17 protein-coding genes and 1 pseudogene are annotated in these 19,186 nt (G+C 54.6%); 11 read left to right on the top strand and 7 right to left on the bottom strand.

What is annotated here, in order from left to right; all coding sequences use genetic code 11:
- Nucleotides 1–4 precede the first annotated feature (4 nt).
- The 3 genes from cyoA to HA48_RS05215 all read right to left on the bottom strand — a co-directional run bounded on the left by cyoA (nt 5) and on the right by HA48_RS05215 (nt 3,487).
- On the bottom strand, nt 5–928 hold the full coding sequence (gene cyoA, locus HA48_RS05225; protein WP_128600085.1) for a cytochrome o ubiquinol oxidase subunit II: 924 nt from the start codon (nt 926–928) through the stop codon (nt 5–7).
- Between the two features lie 441 nt (nt 929–1,369).
- Nucleotides 1,370–2,854, bottom strand: coding sequence for a muropeptide MFS transporter AmpG (ampG, locus tag HA48_RS05220; RefSeq protein ID WP_128600084.1), 1,485 nt, complete (start codon nt 2,852–2,854; stop codon nt 1,370–1,372).
- A 54-nt stretch (nt 2,855–2,908) separates the two neighbouring features.
- Complete coding sequence (locus HA48_RS05215; protein WP_128600083.1) at nt 2,909–3,487, bottom strand: lipoprotein; 579 nt, start codon at nt 3,485–3,487, stop codon at nt 2,909–2,911.
- 268 nt (nt 3,488–3,755) lie between these two features.
- On the opposite strand from HA48_RS05215, the gene bolA reads away from it, so the two are divergent.
- From bolA to lon, 5 genes are all read left to right on the top strand, one after another.
- A complete protein-coding gene (gene bolA / locus HA48_RS05210) occupies nt 3,756–4,070 on the top strand; it encodes a transcriptional regulator BolA (protein ID WP_128600082.1) in 315 nt (104 codons plus the stop codon).
- A 303-nt stretch (nt 4,071–4,373) separates the two neighbouring features.
- Complete coding sequence (gene tig, locus HA48_RS05205) at nt 4,374–5,678, top strand: trigger factor (RefSeq protein ID WP_128600081.1); 1,305 nt, start codon at nt 4,374–4,376, stop codon at nt 5,676–5,678.
- Nucleotides 5,679–6,014: 336 nt separating this feature from the next.
- Entirely contained in the window at nt 6,015–6,638 is a 624-nt protein-coding gene (gene clpP, locus HA48_RS05200; protein ID WP_010616837.1) for an ATP-dependent Clp endopeptidase proteolytic subunit ClpP, read from the top strand.
- Between the two features lie 127 nt (nt 6,639–6,765).
- On the top strand, nt 6,766–8,037 hold the full coding sequence (gene clpX, locus HA48_RS05195) for an ATP-dependent protease ATP-binding subunit ClpX (RefSeq protein ID WP_128600080.1): 1,272 nt from the start codon (nt 6,766–6,768) through the stop codon (nt 8,035–8,037).
- A gap of 189 nt (nt 8,038–8,226) precedes the next feature.
- Nucleotides 8,227–10,581 (top strand): endopeptidase La, encoded by a 2,355-nt coding sequence (lon, locus tag HA48_RS05190; protein ID WP_128600079.1) that lies wholly within the window; start codon nt 8,227–8,229, stop codon nt 10,579–10,581.
- Here the strand turns inward: lon and HA48_RS22135 are convergent.
- Nucleotides 10,551–10,880 (bottom strand): hypothetical protein, encoded by a 330-nt coding sequence (locus HA48_RS22135; RefSeq protein ID WP_162288094.1) that lies wholly within the window; start codon nt 10,878–10,880, stop codon nt 10,551–10,553. The genes lon and HA48_RS22135 overlap by 31 nt on opposite strands.
- Here HA48_RS22135 and hupB point away from each other — a divergent pair.
- The 4 genes from hupB (at nt 10,795) to HA48_RS05170 (ending at nt 14,145) form a co-directional block, all read left to right on the top strand.
- Nucleotides 10,795–11,067, top strand: coding sequence for a nucleoid-associated protein HU-beta (gene hupB / locus HA48_RS05185; RefSeq protein WP_128600078.1), 273 nt, complete (start codon nt 10,795–10,797; stop codon nt 11,065–11,067). The genes HA48_RS22135 and hupB overlap by 86 nt on opposite strands.
- 237 nt (nt 11,068–11,304) lie before the next feature.
- On the top strand, nt 11,305–13,173 hold the full coding sequence (gene ppiD / locus HA48_RS05180) for a peptidylprolyl isomerase (protein ID WP_128600077.1): 1,869 nt from the start codon (nt 11,305–11,307) through the stop codon (nt 13,171–13,173).
- Nucleotides 13,174–13,312: 139 nt separating this feature from the next.
- Entirely contained in the window at nt 13,313–13,636 is a 324-nt protein-coding gene (locus HA48_RS05175) for a ComEA family DNA-binding protein (RefSeq protein ID WP_128600076.1), read from the top strand.
- A gap of 101 nt (nt 13,637–13,737) precedes the next feature.
- On the top strand, nt 13,738–14,145 hold the full coding sequence (locus tag HA48_RS05170) for an acyl-CoA thioesterase (RefSeq protein WP_128600075.1): 408 nt from the start codon (nt 13,738–13,740) through the stop codon (nt 14,143–14,145).
- A 37-nt stretch (nt 14,146–14,182) separates the two neighbouring features.
- Here the strand turns inward: HA48_RS05170 and queC are convergent.
- Nucleotides 14,183–14,877, bottom strand: a pseudogene (gene queC, locus HA48_RS05165) (7-cyano-7-deazaguanine synthase QueC).
- A gap of 27 nt (nt 14,878–14,904) precedes the next feature.
- Entirely contained in the window at nt 14,905–16,626 is a 1,722-nt protein-coding gene (locus tag HA48_RS05160) for an SgrR family transcriptional regulator (RefSeq protein WP_128600074.1), read from the bottom strand.
- A 92-nt stretch (nt 16,627–16,718) separates the two neighbouring features.
- On the opposite strand from HA48_RS05160, the gene cof reads away from it, so the two are divergent.
- A complete protein-coding gene (gene cof, locus HA48_RS05155) occupies nt 16,719–17,540 on the top strand; it encodes an HMP-PP phosphatase (RefSeq protein ID WP_128600073.1) in 822 nt (273 codons plus the stop codon).
- A 34-nt stretch (nt 17,541–17,574) separates the two neighbouring features.
- Here the strand turns inward: cof and HA48_RS05150 are convergent, their stop codons facing one another.
- Nucleotides 17,575–18,609, bottom strand: a complete 1,035-nt coding sequence (locus tag HA48_RS05150; RefSeq protein WP_128600072.1) for a PLP-dependent cysteine synthase family protein — start codon at nt 18,607–18,609, stop codon at nt 17,575–17,577.
- Nucleotides 18,610–18,724: 115 nt separating this feature from the next.
- Between HA48_RS05150 and HA48_RS05145 the strand changes: the two genes are divergently transcribed.
- Nucleotides 18,725–19,186, top strand: a complete 462-nt coding sequence (locus HA48_RS05145; RefSeq protein WP_128600071.1) for an Lrp/AsnC family transcriptional regulator — start codon at nt 18,725–18,727, stop codon at nt 19,184–19,186.

Genomic DNA, 19,186 nt, shown 5'->3' with positions numbered 1-19,186 from the left:
CGTATTATTCCTCGGCTCCCGCAGCAGCGGCGTGATTCATGTCCATGCCTTCGTGCGACATGTCCATTTTCCCGTGGCTCATCATGAACTTATCAATAACCTGCTTGAACAGTTCCGGATTAGCAGTTGAGAAATATTCCACCGGATGATTTTCGCTTGGTGTTGCCACTTTTTCGAAATCTTCCATGGTGGTCAGCGTGTTAGGTGCCGCTTTAACTTTGGCAACCCACTGCTGGAATTCCGCATCGTCTTTGGTGGCAATGGCTTTGAACTTCATACCAGAGAAACCGCGACCGCTGAAGTTAGCAGAGATACCGTCGAACGTTCCTGGCTCATTGGCGATCAGGTGCAGTTTGGTCTGCATGCCCGCCATGGCGTAGATCTGGCTGCCGAGCGTAGGAATAAAGAAGGAGTTCATTACGGAGTTGGAGGTGATCTTGAAGTTCACCGGAGTATTTGCCGGGAAGGCAATCTGGTTAACGGTCGCAATACCCTGCTCCGGGTAAATGAACAGCCATTTCCAGTCCAGTGCCACAACATCGATCTCAACCGGTTTGACGTCCGAGGCCAGCGGTTTGCTCGGCTCCAGCGCATGGGTTGATTTCCAGGTCAGCACGCCAAGGAAAACAATGATCAGGATCGGAATGGTCCAGACCACGGCTTCCACTTTGTTAGAGTGTGACCAGTTAGGGCTATACTTCGCATCGGTGTTGGTTGCCCGATATTTCCAGGCGAACACCACAGCCATTAAGACTGCCGGAATTACGACGATCATCATCAAGCCGAAAGCTGTCAGAATCAGCGAACGTTGCTCCAGTGCAATCTGTCCTTTGGGATTTAACAACGCACTATCGCAGCCGCTGAGTAATACAGCGCCTGCAATTAATGACAAAATCCCCAAACTTTTATTGTATTTCCTGAGTCTCATTTAACGACCTCAATGACAAAGGGCTCTATTGTCGTTTAAGTGTGCGCGCATTTTACGGGAAGGTTTATGCAGTGTAAACCAGCTTAAGGATGTGTCAGAAGGCTGTTGACACCTTTTGCTAAGGGTGTCACAGATGTTGCGCAGGGTGACAAATTATTAACTGCGACAAGCAGTTGGCATTAATATAACAAAAACCGATGACAGAAACCGCAGAAAAATCAGGGAAAGCATAAACCGTACTTTTAATGCCCATTTATTTAACAATTCTGCATCATTCAGGTGATAAATTTTCTACAAAGTAATTGCGCACCGGATTTAAATATCGCGCAGGATTGTTAATTTAATGTTTCTAATTCGCGTTAAAAAAAATGCTATTGGTGAAAACGCAGCGGCGGATATTTTCTGCCAGATAAATATCCGCCGGCAAATAACCTGACGCTATTACAAATTATCGCGCGACATTTTTCGCTGTGCCAGACAATCCAGTATTACCCCAAGCATAACGGCAAAAAGCGCAAATATCATACCAGCTTCAAACAGATAGCTCAGGATGGCACCGCTTTGCCACAGGTCGGCTGCGTCCAGCGCCAATGTTAGCAGCCATGCTACCAGCAGCAGGCAGCCCGTGCCAAACAGGCGAACTGTCCAGCGATAGCCCTGCGGCCATAAGGTGCGTCGGGTAAATTCGCCGCTCTGCTGCATCGCCTGCAGCGTGTTACGGCACACCCACAGCAACAGCAAACCGGGGACGCCTGCGACAATGGTAAAGGCATAAAAGGTCGGCCAGCCCCACAGCTCAACCAGCCAGCCTGCCGCCGGACCGACATAGACGCGGCCCACTGCTGACAGCGCCGAGAGCAGGGCGAATTGCGTGGCCGAGAACGACTTATTGCACAGCGTCATCAGCAGGGCGACGAAAGCGGCCGTGCCCATCCCGCCGCACAGGTTTTCAATAAATACTGCACTTGCCATGCTCCACAGATGCGCCGGCGTAATCGCCAGCAGCCACCAGGCGAAGTTCGACACCGCCTGCAGCAGGCCAAAAATCATCAGTGCGCGGAACAGGCTCAGGCGCTGCATTAACACGCCGCCCCAGAGCGCGCCGATAATCGTAGCCAGCAAGCCGAGCGTTTTGTTTACCAGGCCAACATCGCCCGCGCTGAAACCGACACCGCGGATTAAAAACGTGGTGGAGAGCGAGGCGGCAAAAGCATCCCCGAGCTTATAGAGGACGATTAAGGTGATCAGCAGCCAGGCATTGTCGCGCTGGAAAAAGTCTTTAAGCGGGAAGGAGACCGCCTGACGCAGTGAGTGCGGCTCACGCGCAGGTGCGTCGGGCTCTTTCGCCAGCAGCGTAGCAATCAGACCCGGCAGCATCAGCAGGGCCATCAGCCAGTAGGTGGCTTGCCAGCCCAGATAGCGATCCGCCAGCCACAGCGCCAGTCCACCGGAGATCAGCATCGCCAGACGGTAGCCGAGCACGGTAATAGCCGCGCCGCTACCGCGCTCTTCCGCCGGCAGGATGTCCGTTTTCCACGCATCGAACACGATATCCTGCGAGGCGGAGCAGAAAGCCACTACGACCGCCAGCGCGGCCAGCAGCGTGAGATCGCGTGACGGCTGCATAAAGCCCATCGCAATGATGCCGGCTATCAGAGCCAGCTGCGTCACCAGCAGCCAGCCGCGGCGGCGACCCAGAAACGGCGGCGTATAGCGATCCATCATCGGTGACCACAGGAACTTAAACACGTAAGCCTGACCGACGAGGGAGAAGAACCCGATGGTTTTCAGGTCAACATTTTCCACCGTCATCCACGCCTGCAACGTACCGGCGGTGAGCGCCAGCGGCAATCCGGATGCAAAACCGAGCAGCAGCAGTACCGCAGCGTTACGTTGGGTAAAAATACGCAGATAGTGAGATGTCATAGCCAACCTGAGATGAAGCCCGGCCAGTGCTGGCCGGGCAAATTACTGCGGGAATTAACGTGCGTTCTGCTTAATAAAGTTATTAACGCTGGTGTCCTGCGCCATATCTGCGATCAGGTCGCTCAGCGTCGCGTTGATGGCATTAGTGATCTTATCATTGGTGGCGCTGAAGGCGCCCTCTACGCTGTAAGTCTGACGGTAGTTCTTCACCTGCTTGTTACCGTTTTTCGCGGTCGCGATGATAGAGATATCAGCTTTGGTCGTGATGCTGTAGCGCACGTTGCCCTGTGTAACATCGGCATACAGGCCATTCACCACGATCTGCAGGTCAACTGCGCCGTTCGGGCCAATCATGTAACCGCGTGAGGTCATCTGCTTCTCCAGAACTTCCTGCAGTAAGAAGCGCAGATCGCGTGATGGCGTCAGGGTAACCAGCTGACCGTCGCGGTTCACTTTCGCCAGGGCCTGATCGCTGCGCTGATCGGCGCCGTTCACGCTCACGGTAACGCCCATCAGGCTTGGGTCCTGCTGTGGCAATTGGATCTTCGGTTGGATATTCAGCGTCGTCGTGTTGCTGGCGCAGCCGGCCAAAATAAAGGCAGCCAGCAGAGGGAATAACAGTTTTTTCAACATACTCATTCTCGTTAGCATATGGGTTGGTTTGCAAAACTGCGGTCATCATAGCATTGCGGCACGGTTAAAAAAGCCCTGTACCAGGGGAAATTGATTGTAAAGGCTTTTTTCAGACAGGCTGAAATCGTAGCGGGTTGACCTGTACCCGGGGCCGGGTAAGATGCACAGCACTTCAGGAATTTTTTCCCGCTTCCCTGCGGGAAAGGTTAAAAACCTACTAATATTTAAACAGATGGGGCACAGCGCTCGCCGTTGAGGAGAGTTAACAATGATTCGCGAACAAATAGAAGAAAAGCTGCGTAACGCTTTTGAACCTGCACATCTTGAAGTGCATGATGAAAGCTATCGTCATAACGTGCCTGCCGGTTCTGAAAGTCACTTTAAGGTGGTGATTGTCAGCGACAAGTTTACTGGTCAGCGTTTTCTGCAGCGTCATCGCGCAATTTACGGCGAACTGGCAACTGAACTTGCAGGAAGTGTTCATGCGCTGGCACTGCACACTTACACGGAAAAAGAGTGGCATGGATTACAGGATACCGTGCTCGCCTCACCCAACTGCCGCGGAGCCGGCACCCTCGCCTGAAACCCCGTACTGTTCTGCTCTGTAAAACGGCCTGCGGGCCGTTTTCTTTTCCTTAATTAGCGTTAAACGCGATCTGCGGCGCAAAAAAGCAGCAAAACCGTTAAAAAGTGGTGAGTTTGCAGCCTCGACTCATTCCGGTGATGTCGCTATAATGCGGCGTCTATTTTTCCGGAATGTCTTCGGGACGCTTCTGGTAACAGGGAATTGGTTCTGCCTGCAGAGGCCGTCCCGGTTGTTGGATACGGCGCATTAATTGTGTGGTGTCTGAAGTTGACCGAGCACGTGATTTTTTGAGGTAACAAGATGACAGTTTCAGTAGAAACCACTCAGGGTCTGGGCCGTCGCATCTCTATTACTGTTCCTAAGGACAGCATTGAGAGCGCAGTGAAGAAAGAACTGGTGGAAGTGGCTAAGAAAGTCCGTATCGACGGTTTCCGTAAAGGCAAAGTGCCGGCTACCATCATTAACCAGCGCTACGGTGCTTCGGTTCGCCAGGACGTGCTGAGTGAGCTGATGACGCGCAACTTCGTTGACGCCATCATCAAAGAGAAGATCAATCCGGCTGGCGCACCTAACTATGTGCCGGGCGAATACAAAGAGGGTGAAGATTTCACCTACGCGGTTGAGTTCGAAGTCTATCCGGAAGTTGAGCTGAAAGGCCTGGATGCTATCGAAGTTGAGAAGCCAGTGGTTGAAGTCACCGATGCTGACGTTGATGCCATGCTGGATACCCTGCAGAAGCAGCAGGCAACCTGGAAAGAGAGCGATGCGGCAGCCACGGCTGAAGATCGCGCAACTATCGACTTCACCGGCTCTGTAGACGGCGAAGAGTTCGAAGGCGGCAAAGCGTCTGACTTCGTACTGGCGATGGGCCAGGGCCGTATGATCCCAGGCTTCGAAGAGGGTGTTGTTGGCCACAAAGCGGGCGAAACCTTCACCATCGACGTGAAATTCCCGGACGATTACCACGCGGAAAACCTGAAAGGTAAAGACGCGAAGTTCGAAATCGTACTGAAAAAAGTAGAAACCCGTGAGCTGCCAGAGCTGACTGAAGAGTTCATTAAGCGCTTCGGCGTGGAAGATGGTTCCATTGAAGGTCTGCGTGCGGAAGTGCGTAAGAACATGGAGCGTGAACTGAAAGGCGCTATCCGTAACCGCGTGAAGTCACAGGCGATTGACGGTCTGGTTGAAGCGAACGAGATCGACGTGCCAGTGGCGCTGATCGACAGCGAAATCGACGTACTGCGTCGCCAGGCTGCACAGCGTTTCGGCGGTAACGAGCAGCAAGCGCTGGAGCTGCCACGTGAACTGTTCGAAGAGCAGGCAAAACGTCGCGTTGTTGTGGGTCTGCTGCTGGGCGAAGTGATTCGCATCAACGAGCTGAAAGCTGACGAAGATCGCGTTAAAGCGCTGATCGAAGAGATGGCTTCTGCTTACGAAGATCCGCAGGAAGTGATCGAGTTCTACAGCAAAAACAACGAGCTGATGAACAACATGCGCAACGTTGCGCTGGAAGAGCAGGCAGTTGAAGCGGTACTGGCGAAAGCCAAAGTCACCGATAAAGCCACTAACTTCCAGGACCTGATGAACCAGACCTCTGCGGCCTGATCCATTAGTTAGCCGAATGTGCTGAAGCCCGCGACCGCTATGTCGCGGGCTTTTTATTTTCGGGTATATAGCGCACACATTTCAGCGCTATTTGACTAATTAACCGGCGAATTATCCGCTAAGCTCTTTTTCCGTGTTAGCGAATGGGGAAAAGGTTGTTATGCTTGAAACAACTGGGCAGCATCCCCAGATACAGGGAGAATGCGTGAAAACAGTGAGACTGGCTGATTAACCGTCCTGTGATGTCGGAACGAGACCGCTGCGCATAGTTTTCGCGGCGCGCCTCGCGTAAAATCGGTACAGAATGTTGCCAATGAAATTTATCAGGAGACGGTAATGTCATACAGTGGCGATCGTGAATTTACTGCACCAACCAATGCGCTGGTGCCAATGGTGGTCGAACAAACCTCGCGCGGCGAGCGTTCTTACGACATCTACTCCCGCCTGCTCAAAGAACGTGTGATCTTCCTGACCGGTCAGGTTGAAGATCATATGGCGAACCTGATTGTGGCACAGATGCTGTTTCTGGAAGCTGAGAATCCTGAAAAAGACATTTATCTCTACATTAACTCGCCAGGCGGCGTCATCACCGCCGGGATGTCGATCTATGACACCATGAAATTTATTAAGCCGGATGTCAGCACCATCTGCATGGGTCAGGCTTGTTCAATGGGGGCGTTCCTGCTGACGGCCGGAACCAAAGGCAAGCGCTTCTGCCTGCCGAACTCCCGCGTCATGATTCACCAGCCGCTGGGCGGTTATCAGGGCCAGGCGACGGATATTGAGATCCACGCGCGCGAAATCCTGAAAGTGAAGCAGCGTATGAACGAGCTGATGGCAGAGCACACCGGCAAATCGCTGGAGCAGATCGAACGCGATACAGAGCGCGATCGCTTCCTCTCTGCCAGCGAAGCGGTAGAGTACGGTTTAGTCGACTCTATCCTGACGCATCGCCAATAAGACACATCTGCCTGGCCCTTACGCTATAGTTAACGGGGAGCAGGCAGATGGGTTGCATGAATATCGGCCGTTGATGTGCGGCCACGCCGTACACCAATTGGGTCTGAGAACGAAAAGAGGTTAGCTGATGACAGATAAGCGCAAAGACGGTTCAGGTAAGTTGCTGTACTGCTCTTTCTGCGGCAAGAGCCAGCATGAAGTCCGTAAGCTGATTGCCGGACCGTCAGTGTATATTTGCGACGAATGTGTTGATTTATGCAATGACATCATTCGTGAAGAGATTAAAGAGGTTGCCCCGCATCGCGAGCGCAGTGCGCTGCCGACGCCACATGAAATTCGTCACCACCTTGATGATTACGTCATCGGTCAGGAGAAGGCGAAGAAAGTGCTGGCGGTTGCGGTCTACAACCACTACAAACGTCTGCGCAATGGCGATACCAGTAACGGTATTGAGCTGGGTAAAAGTAACATTCTGCTGATCGGTCCAACCGGTAGCGGTAAAACGCTGCTGGCAGAGACGCTGGCGCGCTTGCTGGATGTGCCATTCACGATGGCAGATGCGACGACCCTGACCGAAGCAGGTTATGTGGGTGAAGACGTTGAAAACATCATCCAGAAGCTGCTGCAGAAGTGTGATTACGATGTGCAGAAAGCGCAGCGCGGCATCGTCTACATTGATGAGATCGATAAGATCTCACGCAAATCGGACAACCCGTCTATTACCCGTGACGTATCGGGCGAGGGCGTGCAGCAGGCGTTGCTGAAGCTGATTGAAGGTACCGTAGCAGCGGTTCCACCGCAGGGTGGACGCAAGCATCCGCAGCAGGAGTTTTTACAGGTTGATACCTCGAAAATCCTGTTCATCTGTGGCGGTGCATTTGCCGGTCTGGATAAAGTGATCTCTCAGCGTGTGGAGACCGGCTCCGGTATCGGTTTTGGTGCCACCGTGAAGGGCAAATCACAAAAAGCCAGCGAAGGCGAACTGCTGTCGCAGGTTGAGCCGGAAGATCTGATTAAATTTGGTCTGATTCCGGAGTTCATCGGTCGTCTGCCTGTTGTGGCAACGCTGAATGAGCTGAGTGAAGAGGCACTGATTCAGATTCTGCGTGAGCCGAAAAACGCCCTGACCAAGCAGTATCAGGCGCTGTTTAATCTGGAAGGCGTAGAGCTGGAGTTCCGTGACGAAGCGCTGACCGCGATTGCGAAGAAAGCCATGTCGCGTAAGACGGGTGCACGTGGTTTGCGCTCTATCGTTGAAGCGGCGCTGCTGGAAACCATGTACGATCTGCCATCAATGGACGACGTCGAGAAAGTGGTGATTGATGAGTCCGTTATTGACGGTCAGTCAGACCCGATGCTGATTTACGGCAAGCATGAAGCCCAGGCTTCTGGCGAATAAATAAACAATCGCACCACATTGTTATCTTAAAAAAGGGGAAAATCTTTCCCCTTTGATTTTTCTCACCTCTCTGACATTGAATGTCGTACAAGCAACCCCATATACTCAATATCCTGTGGGTTTAACCGCATACAGCCTGTATTACGCGGTACCCATCACCTGGCGGACATTAAACTAAGAGAGAGCTCTATGAATCCTGAGCGTTCTGAACGCATTGAAATCCCCGTGTTGCCTCTGCGCGACGTGGTGGTTTATCCGCACATGGTAATTCCGTTGTTTGTTGGTCGGGAAAAATCGATTCGTTGCCTTGAAGCGGCGATGGATCATGACAAGAAGATCATGCTGGTTGCCCAGAAAGAGGCTTCAACGGATGAACCTGGTATTAACGATCTCTTCGCAGTAGGGACCGTTGCCTCCGTACTGCAAATGCTCAAACTGCCAGATGGCACGGTAAAAGTGCTGGTGGAAGGGCTACAGCGCGCACGTATCACCACTTTAGCCGACAATGGCGACCACTTTGTGGCCCAGGCCGAATACCTGGTTTCGCCGGAAATTGAAGAGCGCGAACAGGAAGTGCTGGTACGTACCGCCATCAATCAGTTTGAAGGCTACATCAAACTGAATAAAAAGATTCCACCTGAGGTATTAACCTCACTGAACAGCATTGATGATGCTGCGCGCCTTGCGGATACCGTGGCAGCGCACATGCCGCTTAAGCTGGCGGATAAGCAGTCTGTGCTGGAGATGTCCGACATCAACGAGCGTCTGGAATACCTGATGGCGATGATGGAGTCGGAGATCGATCTGCTGCAGGTTGAGAAGCGCATTCGCAACCGCGTGAAAAAGCAGATGGAGAAGAGCCAGCGCGAATACTATCTGAATGAACAGATGAAGGCGATTCAGAAAGAGTTGGGCGAGATGGATGATGCGCCGGACGAATATGAAGCGCTGAAACGTAAAATCGACGCGGCCAAAATGCCTGCTGAAGCGCGTGAGAAAGCGGAAGCGGAACTGCAGAAGCTGAAGATGATGTCGCCGATGTCTGCGGAAGCGACGGTCGTGCGCGGCTATATCGACTGGATGGTGCAGGTTCCGTGGAACGCGCGCAGTAAAGTGAAAAAAGATCTGCGTAAAGCACAGGAGACGCTGGATACCGACCACTACGGTCTGGAGCGCGTCAAGGATCGTATCCTTGAGTATCTTGCCGTGCAGAGCCGCGTCAGCAAAATCAAAGGGCCGATTCTGTGCCTCGTCGGACCGCCAGGCGTAGGTAAAACCTCGCTGGGTCAGTCAATTGCGAAAGCGACCGGCCGCAAATATGTGCGTATGGCACTCGGCGGCGTGCGTGATGAAGCGGAAATCCGCGGACATCGCCGCACTTACATCGGTTCAATGCCGGGCAAACTGATCCAGAAAATGGCGAAAGTTGGCGTTAAGAACCCGCTGTTCCTGCTGGATGAGATCGATAAGATGTCCTCGGACATGCGTGGTGACCCGGCTTCGGCTCTGCTGGAAGTGCTGGACCCGGAACAGAACATCGCGTTCAACGATCACTATCTGGAAGTGGATTACGATCTCTCTGATGTGATGTTTGTGGCGACGTCCAACTCCATGAACATCCCGGCGCCGCTGCTGGACCGTATGGAAGTGATTCGTCTTTCCGGTTATACCGAAGATGAAAAACTTAACATCGCCAAACAGCACCTGCTGCCGAAGCAGATTGAGCGTAACGCGCTGAAAGAGAAAGAGATCGAAGTTGATGACAGCGCGATCATCGGCATTATCCGTTATTACACCCGTGAAGCGGGCGTGCGTAGCCTGGAGCGCGAACTCTCCAAGCTGTGCCGTAAAGCGGTGAAAACCCTGCTGATGGATAAAGCGAAGAAAAGCATCAGCATCAACGGCGATAACCTCAAGGACTTCCTTGGCGTTCAGCGCTTTGACTACGGCCGTGCCGACAGTGAAAATCGCGTCGGGCAGGTGACTGGCCTGGCGTGGACCGAAGTGGGTGGCGATCTGCTGACGATTGAAACCGCCTGCGTACCGGGCAAAGGTAAACTGACCTATACCGGCTCGCTGGGTGAAGTTATGCAGGAGTCAATCCAGGCGGCCCTGACCGTGGTGCGTGCGCGTGCTGAGAAGCTGGGCATCAACGGTGATTTCTATGAGAAGCGTGACATCCACGTGCACGTGCCGGAAGGTGCGACGCCGAAGGATGGTCCAAGTGCCGGTATCGCTATGTGCACCGCGCTGGTCTCCTGTTTGACCGGTAACCCGGTGCGTTCGGATGTGGCGATGACCGGTGAAATCACGCTGCGCGGTCAGGTACTGCCGATTGGTGGCCTGAAAGAGAAGCTGCTGGCTGCGCATCGCGGCGGCATCAAAACCGTGCTGATCCCGGACGAAAACAAGCGCGATCTGGAAGAGATTCCGGCCAACGTCATTGCCGATCTCACCATTCATCCGGTGAAGCGCATTGAAGAAGTGCTGACTCTGGCACTGGAAAATGCGCCTTACGGTATGCAGGTAGCAACCGCGAAATAGTGATTAACGGCAAAAACCGTTAAAAAGCGAAGCTGGCAGGCTAAATCGGGCTTGCCAGCTTTTTTTTGTGCCGCTAATTTAGGGGGCTGCCGGATCAACGAATAAGATGAATACCGTTGTTTCAGCACCACTGGCTTGATATAACTGGCTGCGCGTTCGCACCGGGCGGGAAGCGCGGGTGCGATGTGAATAATAAAAGAGGGGATGAAGAGAGTGAATAAGTCACAATTGATCGACAAAATTGCTGCCGACGCGGACATTTCTAAAGCTGCAGCTGGACGTGTATTAGATGCATTCATGGGCTCCGTTTCTGACGCGCTGAAAAGCGGTGACGAAGTGGCTCTGGTAGGTTTCGGTACTTTCTCAGTACGTGAGCGTGCAGCTCGCACTGGCCGTAACCCGCAAACGGGTAAAGAGATCACCATCCCGGCTGGTAAAGTACCGGGCTTCCGTGCGGGTAAAGCACTGAAAGATTCCGTCAATTAATGACCGCTGATACCGCCATCGAAGCATTTTCTTCTATGGATTGAGGACGAAAAAGCCGTTCTCATGTAACATACGGGCACATCATTTTTGATGTGCCTTTTTTTATCTTGATGCGCGACTTTAGCCATTGGCTACAGTCTCCGCATGGTTGCCGGCTGCCAGCCTGAACCGCAGCTGCACGATGATGACATCGTGTCTGAGCTTTACATTCACACTACAGCGGAGTGTTGTCATACCATGATGGACAATTTACGCGCGGCGTCGAATCATGTCGTGCTCAAGATTATTCTGGGACTGATCATCCTGTCATTCGTACTGACCGGGGTGGGCAACTACCTGATCGGCGGTAACAGCGATTACGCTGCCAAAGTGAACGGCCACGAAATCAGCCGCGGAGAGCTGGAACAGGCGTTCAACAGCGAACGCAATCGCCAGCAGCAGATGCTGGGCGATCAGTTCTCACAGCTGGCGGGTAATGATGGCTATATGCAGCAGATGCGCCAGCAGGCGCTGTCGCAGCTGATCGATCAGGCACTGCTCGATCAATACATCAAAGATCTGCACATCGGCATTAGCGATGATCAGGTCAAGCAGGCGATCTTCAATCAGCAGGCTTTCCAGACCAACGGTAAGTTCGACAACGCCAAATACAACGGCACGATCACCAGCATGGGCTTCAGCGCAGATCAGTATGCGGAAGCGCTGCGTAAGCAACTCTCCACGCAGCAGTTGATCAACGCCATTGCGAATACCGATTTCATGCTCAAGGGCGAAACCAGCAAGCTGGTGGATCTCGTCTCGCAGCAGCGTGAAGTCCGTCAGGCGGTGATTGATGTGAATGCGCTGGCTGCCAAACAGAGCGTCAGCGACGACGAAATCTCGCAATATTATCAGCAGCACCAGAGCAGCTTCATGGCGCCGGAGCAGTTCCGCGTTAGCTACATCAAAATGGATGCCGCCAGCCTGCAGGAAGCGGTGAGCGAAGCGGATATTCAGAGCTGGTACGATCAGCACAAAGCGGACTATTCGCAGCCGCAGCGTAATCGCTACAGCATCATTCAGACCAAAACCGAAGCAGATGCTAACGCGGTACTGGATGCGCTGAAAAAAGGCGACGATTTTGCCACGCTGGCGAAAAGTAAATCTATCGATCCCATCTCGGCCCGCAAAGGCGGTGATATGGGCTGGCTGGAGCCTGCCACGACGCCAGACGAGCTGAAGAGCGCGAATCTGACGCAGAAAGGCCAGCTCTCAGGCGTAATCAAATCCTCGGTGGGTTTCCTGGTCGTGCGTCTGGAAGATATCCAGCCGGAGCAGGTTAAGCCGCTGGCTGAAGTGCATGCTGTGATTGCCGATAAGGTGAAGCAGGAAAAAGCGGTTGATGCTTTCTATAAAATGCAGCAGAAAGTGAGCGAAGCTGCCAGCAACGACAATGAGTCGCTGGCCGGTGCCGCACAGGCTTCGGGCATGAAGGTCAATGAAACCGGCTGGTTCAGCCATGACAATGTGCCGGCTGAACTGGATTTCGATGCGGTGAAACAGGCGATTTTCAATGGCGGTTTAACCGGGCAGAACGGCGCACCGGGTAATAACTCGGATATCATCAGCGTGGATGGCGATCGGGCTTTTGTACTGCGCATCAGCGAGCATAAACCTGAAGCGGTCAAACCGCTGGATCAGGTGAAAGCGCAGATTACCGATACCCTGAAGCATGATAAAGCGACACAGCAGGCGAAAGCGCAGGCGGACAAACTGCTGGCCGATCTGAAAGCCGGTAAAGAGGATGCCCTGAAAGCTGCTGGCCTGACGCTGAGCGCCAGCAAGTCGTTTGATCGCAATGCTCAGGACCCGGTTGCACAGTCCGCCTTCAATCTGCCACAGCCGGCGAATAACAAGCCGTCGTGGGGCGTGAGCGAAGATATGCAGGGCAACGTGGTATTGATCGCGCTGGATAAAGTCAATGCAGGCAACATGCCGCAGGCGCAGACTGATGAGATGGTGAAAGGTGTTACGCAGAACAATGCTCAGATCGCCTTCGAAGCGCTGCTGGAGAACCTGCGTAAAGAGGCGAAGATCAAGTACGGCGCAGCCGCACAAAACCAGTAAGCCTCACAAAAAAAGTTAATCCGCTGCAACACTCAAAGGCCGCTTCTGCGGCCTTTTCCATATCTGCAAATCCCCTTTTGAGTGCCGATTTTACTTGTGACACCCTGCAGTGGCTGTCAAACACAAGGAGAAATACAGCATGTTCAAATCAACATTTCATGCCTTTTGCATCACGCTGGCGCTGGGCGGCGCGGTTTATACTACCGGAGTGGCGGCGGCAGAGCGTCCCGGCGAAACGCAGGCAGTGCAGGTGTCCACGCCGCAGGAGGGGCAGGTCAGCATCAATCAGGCTACCGCCGAGCAACTGGCCAGCGCCATGAATGGTATCGGGTTGAAAAAAGCGCAGGCGATTGTCAGCTACCGAGAGGAGTACGGCCCCTTTACCGCCATCGAACAACTCAAAGAGGTGCCAGGCATCGGCAGTGCGCTGATTGAGCGCAATGGCAGTCGCCTGAAATTGTGAAGCGGCTCGCGACTCTGAAGGATTGGTAAAGCAGGAATTCAGGCTGTGCTATGCTCAACAGGTCCAACCAGTTGTCATTCTCAGCCTGAACAGGAGTAAGCATGCAGACCACGATCAAAGTGCGCGGTTACCATCTCGATGTCTATCAGCATGTTAATAACGCGCGCTATCTGGAGTTTCTCGAAGAGGCGCGCTGGCAATGGCTGGAGGAGGTCGATGCCTTTCACTGGCTAATGGAGCAGAAGCTGGCGTTTGTTGTGGTCAACATCAATATCAACTATCGCCGTCCGGCCGTGCTGGGCGATGTGCTGCACATTGAGAGCGAAGTGGCGCAGCTGAGCGGCAAGAGCGGCATCATCGCACAGCGCGTGCTGCTGGCGGACGATGAGACGGTGGTGGCCGATGCGATGCTGACGTTTGTCTGTATTGATTTGCGCACGCAGAAAGCGGTGCCGATGGAAGGAGAGCTGCGTGAGCGTCTCTCCGCACTAATGGCGGAGAGCTCATAACTGGCGCCAGCGACGCCAGCTTCAGTGATGGCGAGCGTCAGTTCAGGCCACTTTTCTGTTTCATCGCGGCCATAACGGCGGCAGCGTTGGCCTGGTAATCAGCCAGTCCGCGCGCGCGCAGATGACAGGCTGCGCACTCGCCGCAGCCGTCGCCTTTTATGCCGTTATAGCAGGTCAACGTTTCAGCGCGTACCAGCGGCAGCTGTTGCCAGTAATCGGCCAGTGCCCAGGTCTCTGCTTTGTTAAGCCACATCAGCGGTGTTTCAAAACGGATGTCACGCGCCATACCCAGGTTGACCGCATTATTCAGCGCCCTGACAAACTCATCACGCAATCCGGATAGCCGGAGAAATCCGTTTCGCATACGCCGGTAATCACCGCTTCTGCCTCAACCTGCCAGGCATAGATAGCGGCCAGCGTCAGGAACAGAATATTACGGCCCGGGACAAAGGTGCTTGGCAGTCCGCTTGCATCGGGATCGTAAGCCGGCACCGGAATGTTGTCACGCGTCAGGCTGCTGACGGCGAGCTCATTAAGCAGGGTGACATCCAGCACTTTGTGCGCGCGGGCACCCAGCTGGTGGGACAGGGCAGCCGCCACCGCGATCTCTTCACGGTGACGCTGGCCATAGTCAAAGGTAACGCAGTGCACTTCATCATATTGTTGCAGCGCCTGAATCAGGCAGGTGGTGGAGTCTTGTCCGCCACTGAATACGACAACAGCTCGTTTCATTTTATTCTTCCCCATAAAGCAGTGTGCTTATGGTACTGGCTCCGGCGCGCCCTGAACAGCATCCGCTGCGGCAGGCGGTGGAATCCAGGCGCGGGTAAAATCGAACCAGCCCAGACTGTTGAGCTGAATTCCCTCCACGCCGGGGGGCGCGAACACCTGATAGCGATAATTAAACAGCGGTAGCAGATGGCCCTCATGCATCAGCTGCTGAAATAGCTGATGGAGCGCTGCTGCGCGCAGAGTGGCATCCTGCTGACAGGCGATCGCGTGCAGCTCTGGGTGTAGCACCGTAGGGCGCAGCGGGCACCATACCGCATCGTTCTCCAGCCAGTTAGCGAGCGTAAACAGTGGTGCGTCGCCAATCAACCGGTCGCCCATCACCACGTCAGCCCCGCTAAGATCGATGTCGTCGCGCCAGCTTTTTACATCGTGGAAGACGCAGGTCAGGGTACAGCCGTGCTGCGCCAGTAAGGTGACCAGCGCTTCCGCCATTACGTGCAGCTCCACGGGGAGATGATAGTGCAGCGTCAGTGTATCCGGCAGACGCACAGAGGCTATCTGCTTCGGCATCCGCGGCACCGGCCAGCCGGGCAGCAGCTCATGGCTTGGCGTAATTAACCCTTCATCCAGCGGAAGCTGCTGAATCACGCCGCTTTGCTGGATTAAGGCAATAAGGGTGCGCGCCTGCGCAGCGCTGAAATGGTCCGAGATGCGCGGTGCCAGATAGCAAAAACCGAGGCTAACGCTGCGATCGACCGGGCGCAGGGCGTCCAGCTCATCAGGATCGCCAATCGCGATCTGTACCGGATGACGGCAGCTGGTGCCCAGACCGCGGGCAAACAGCTGCGGCGTGATCCAGTATTCCACCACCTGAATCAGCGGGCGCTGCAAATGCCAGCGTGCATGGCTCTCCAGCCGCACCAGCTCCGGGGTAAAGTGCACACTTTTCCACGGTCCGCTGCCGATCTCCGCGCATTCCGGATGCGTCAGCAGGCAGTATTGATGCGCCAGGCGCTGCGGCAGCCAGTAATCACTGAAACGCAGCCGGATACGCAGCGCCAGCGGGTGCGGCGCGTCGATCTGCTCAATGGCGGCCAGCAGTCGGCCACCTTGTGAGGTCTGCTTAATTCGTTGCAGCTGTGCCGCCAGCTGCGCGGCCTGTACCGGTTCATCGTTATGCCAGCTGAGCTGTGGTCGCAGCCAGAAATACCATTCGCGGCCGCTCTCATCATGCTGCCAGTGATGAGCAAGATCGCCTTCAACGTCCTCGCCGCAAAAGCGCGTCAGGCCGGAAAAAATCTGCCGCACCAGATGCTGCTCGGCGCGCCCGGTCAGGTGCAGCGGAGAGAGTGTCTCCATGGCGCGGTAGTAGGGGATACGCAGTACCGGTGCCTGGTTTTGCCACTGGCCACCCATCAGCGGACGCAGCATTCTCACCAGCCTTTCGGGATGCACGTCCAGCACCTGCAGCGCCTGTAGCGCTTCACCGGCATCCAGCTGCTGCGTTAAGAGCTGCTGACGCAGCTGCTCAGGCGATTGTAAAAAAGTCAGTTCACCCTGCTTGCCGCGCCCGGCTTCCGCCTGCCAGCGCAGCCAGCCGGCATCCTGCCACTGACGCAGCAGCGTGCGCGCATGACGGTCGCTGCAAAAGCAGCGCTGCGCGATGGCCGTCACGCTCATGCGTTGTGGTTTGCCCTGGCTCAGTTGCCACAGGCGCTGATATTGATTAACCCGATGAAGCTGACGCATATATAAACCCGGAACAGTTTGCCAAAAGTATTCACTATTAGTTCCGTAATTACCAGGCGATAGTAGAGGCCTTATTCAGACAGGAGATGGCTATGGCTCGCCTTGCGGCATTTGATATGGACGGCACGCTGCTGCTGCCCACGCACCGGTTAGGTCAGGAGACGCTCAGCAGCCTGCACGCGCTGCATCAGCGTGATGTCACACTGACTTTTGCCACTGGCCGCCACCTGATGGACATGCAGGCGGTGCGCGATCAAATTACCTTACCCGCCTGGCTCATTACCGGCAACGGCACACGTATTCATGCGCCTGATGGCACCCGGCTGTACGGGTGTGATTTACCGTCGGCGGTGGCGGAAGAGGTGCTCCATAGCCACTGGCAGACCCCGGCATCCATCCACATCTTCAATGACGAAGGCTGGTTTACCGACAAACCGCTGCCCGGCCTGCTGGAAGCGCACGCCATGAGCGGTTTTCAGTATCAGCTGCGCGACTTACGAAAGATGTCTGCGCATGACGTGACGAAAGTGTGCTTTATTGCCCCGCACGAGATGCTGCAGGCGCTCAGAACGGAGCTGCTGCAGGCGCTGGGCGATCGCGCCAATATCTGTTTTTCGGCCTGGGATTGCCTGGAAGTACTGCCGGTCGGCTGTCATAAGGGATCGGCACTGGCGCGATTGTGTCAGCATCTCTCGCTGACACTGGCGGATTGCATGGCGTTTGGCGATGCCATGAACGATCGCGAAATGCTGGAGCGCGTCGGGCGCGGCTTCATTATGGGCAACGCCATGCACCAGCTCAAAGCTTCTTTGCCGCATTTGCCGGTTATCGGTCATTGCGAGACACAGGCTGTGTCTCACTACTTAAATCACTGGATGACCACACCACACCTCGATTATTCCCCCGAATGCTGAGGCTTACAGTGAACCGGACAGGATGTCCGGTTTTTTATTGCAGCTCGCGCTGCCACGGCTGGATATCGCCAATATGCTCTGCCACCCACTGCGGATTGTAGTAAGTATCGGGATAGCGCTCCCCGCTGTCACACAGCAGTGTCACCAGCGAACCCTGTAAACCATTCGCTCGCATCTGTTTTGCCACCTGCATCATGCCCCAGAAGTTTGTACCGGTTGAGGCACCCGGACGGCGACCAAGAATCTTTTCCAGCTGCAGCATGGCGGCAACCGTCGCGCCATCCGCGACCTTCACCATCTCATCGATCACATCCGGCAAAAAAGAGGGTTCAACACGTGGACGTCCAATGCCCTCAATCAGGCTGCCGCGTGCGCTGCGCAGCGTTTTGTCGCGGCTGTGCCAGTAATCAAAGAACACCGAGTGCTGCGGATCGACCACCAGCAGGCGCGTGTCATGCCCCTGATAGCGTATGTAGCGGCCCAGCGTTGCTGACGTGCCGCCCGTTCCGGCACTCATGATCAGCGTATGTGGTACCGGATACGGCTCGCGCGCCATCTGGCGAAAAATGCTCTCAGCGATATTGTTATTGCCGCGCCAGTCGGTGGCGCGCTCTGCATAGGTAAACTGATCCATAAAATGGCCATTCAGTTCCTGCGCCAGGCGTTCCGACTCGCTGTACAGCTGGCAGGGATCGGCCACGAAATGGCACTCGCCGCCGTAAAAGCGGATCAGTTCAATTTTGCGCTTCGCCGTACTGGCGGGCATCACGGCGATAAAGGGCAGGCCAAGCAGGCGGGCAAAGTAGGCTTCCGACACGGCAGTACTGCCGGAGGAGGCTTCAATAATCGGCGTATTTTCACGGATCCAGCCATTCGCCAGGCCATAAAGAAACAGCGAGCGCGCCAGGCGGTGCTTCAGGCTGCCGCTCGGATGTGTGCTTTCGTCCTTGAGATAAAAGCCAATACCGGGAAAATCATCCAGCGTAAAGCGAATCAGATGCGTATCCGCAGAACGTTGAAAATCGGCGTTGATTTCGTTAATAGCGTGGCGAACCCAGAGCGTTTGCATGTGGCAATTCCGTGAAAATAACTGCGCCCAGTGTAAGGCACTGGCAGGAAAAAGAGGTTGCTAATATCGCGCTATAATGCCCGAATAAGAGAAAAATTTTCTCCTGAGGTGGCAGATGTTAGATAAAACTGACCGTACACTGCTGGCGATGCTGCAACAGGATTGTACGCTATCCCTGCAGGCGCTGGCGGAGGCGGTCAATCTCACTACGACGCCGTGCTGGAAACGCCTGAAAAAGCTGGAAGATGATGGCATTATTCGGGCACGCGTCGCCCTGCTTGATGGGGAAAAGCTCGGGCTTTCTCTGACGGCGTTTATGCTGATCAAAACCCAACAGCACAATAGCGACTGGTTCCGGCAGTTTGTCGCCGTGGTGCAACAGATGCCTGAAGTGATGGCCTTCTACCGCATGGCCGGCGAATACGACTATCTGCTGCGTATTCAGGTGGCCGATATGAAGAGTTACGATAGCTTTTACAAGCGCCTGGTCAATGGCGTACCGGGGCTGATAGATGTGACTTCCAGCTTCGCCATGGAAGAGATTAAATACACCACCGCATTGCCGGTAGCGCCCTGA

The sequence above is a fragment of the Pantoea wallisii genome (genome assembly GCF_002095485.1).
In the GTDB taxonomy this organism is placed as follows: domain Bacteria; phylum Pseudomonadota; class Gammaproteobacteria; order Enterobacterales; family Enterobacteriaceae; genus Pantoea; species Pantoea wallisii.
This window is presented reverse-complemented; position numbering and strand designations above follow the sequence as displayed.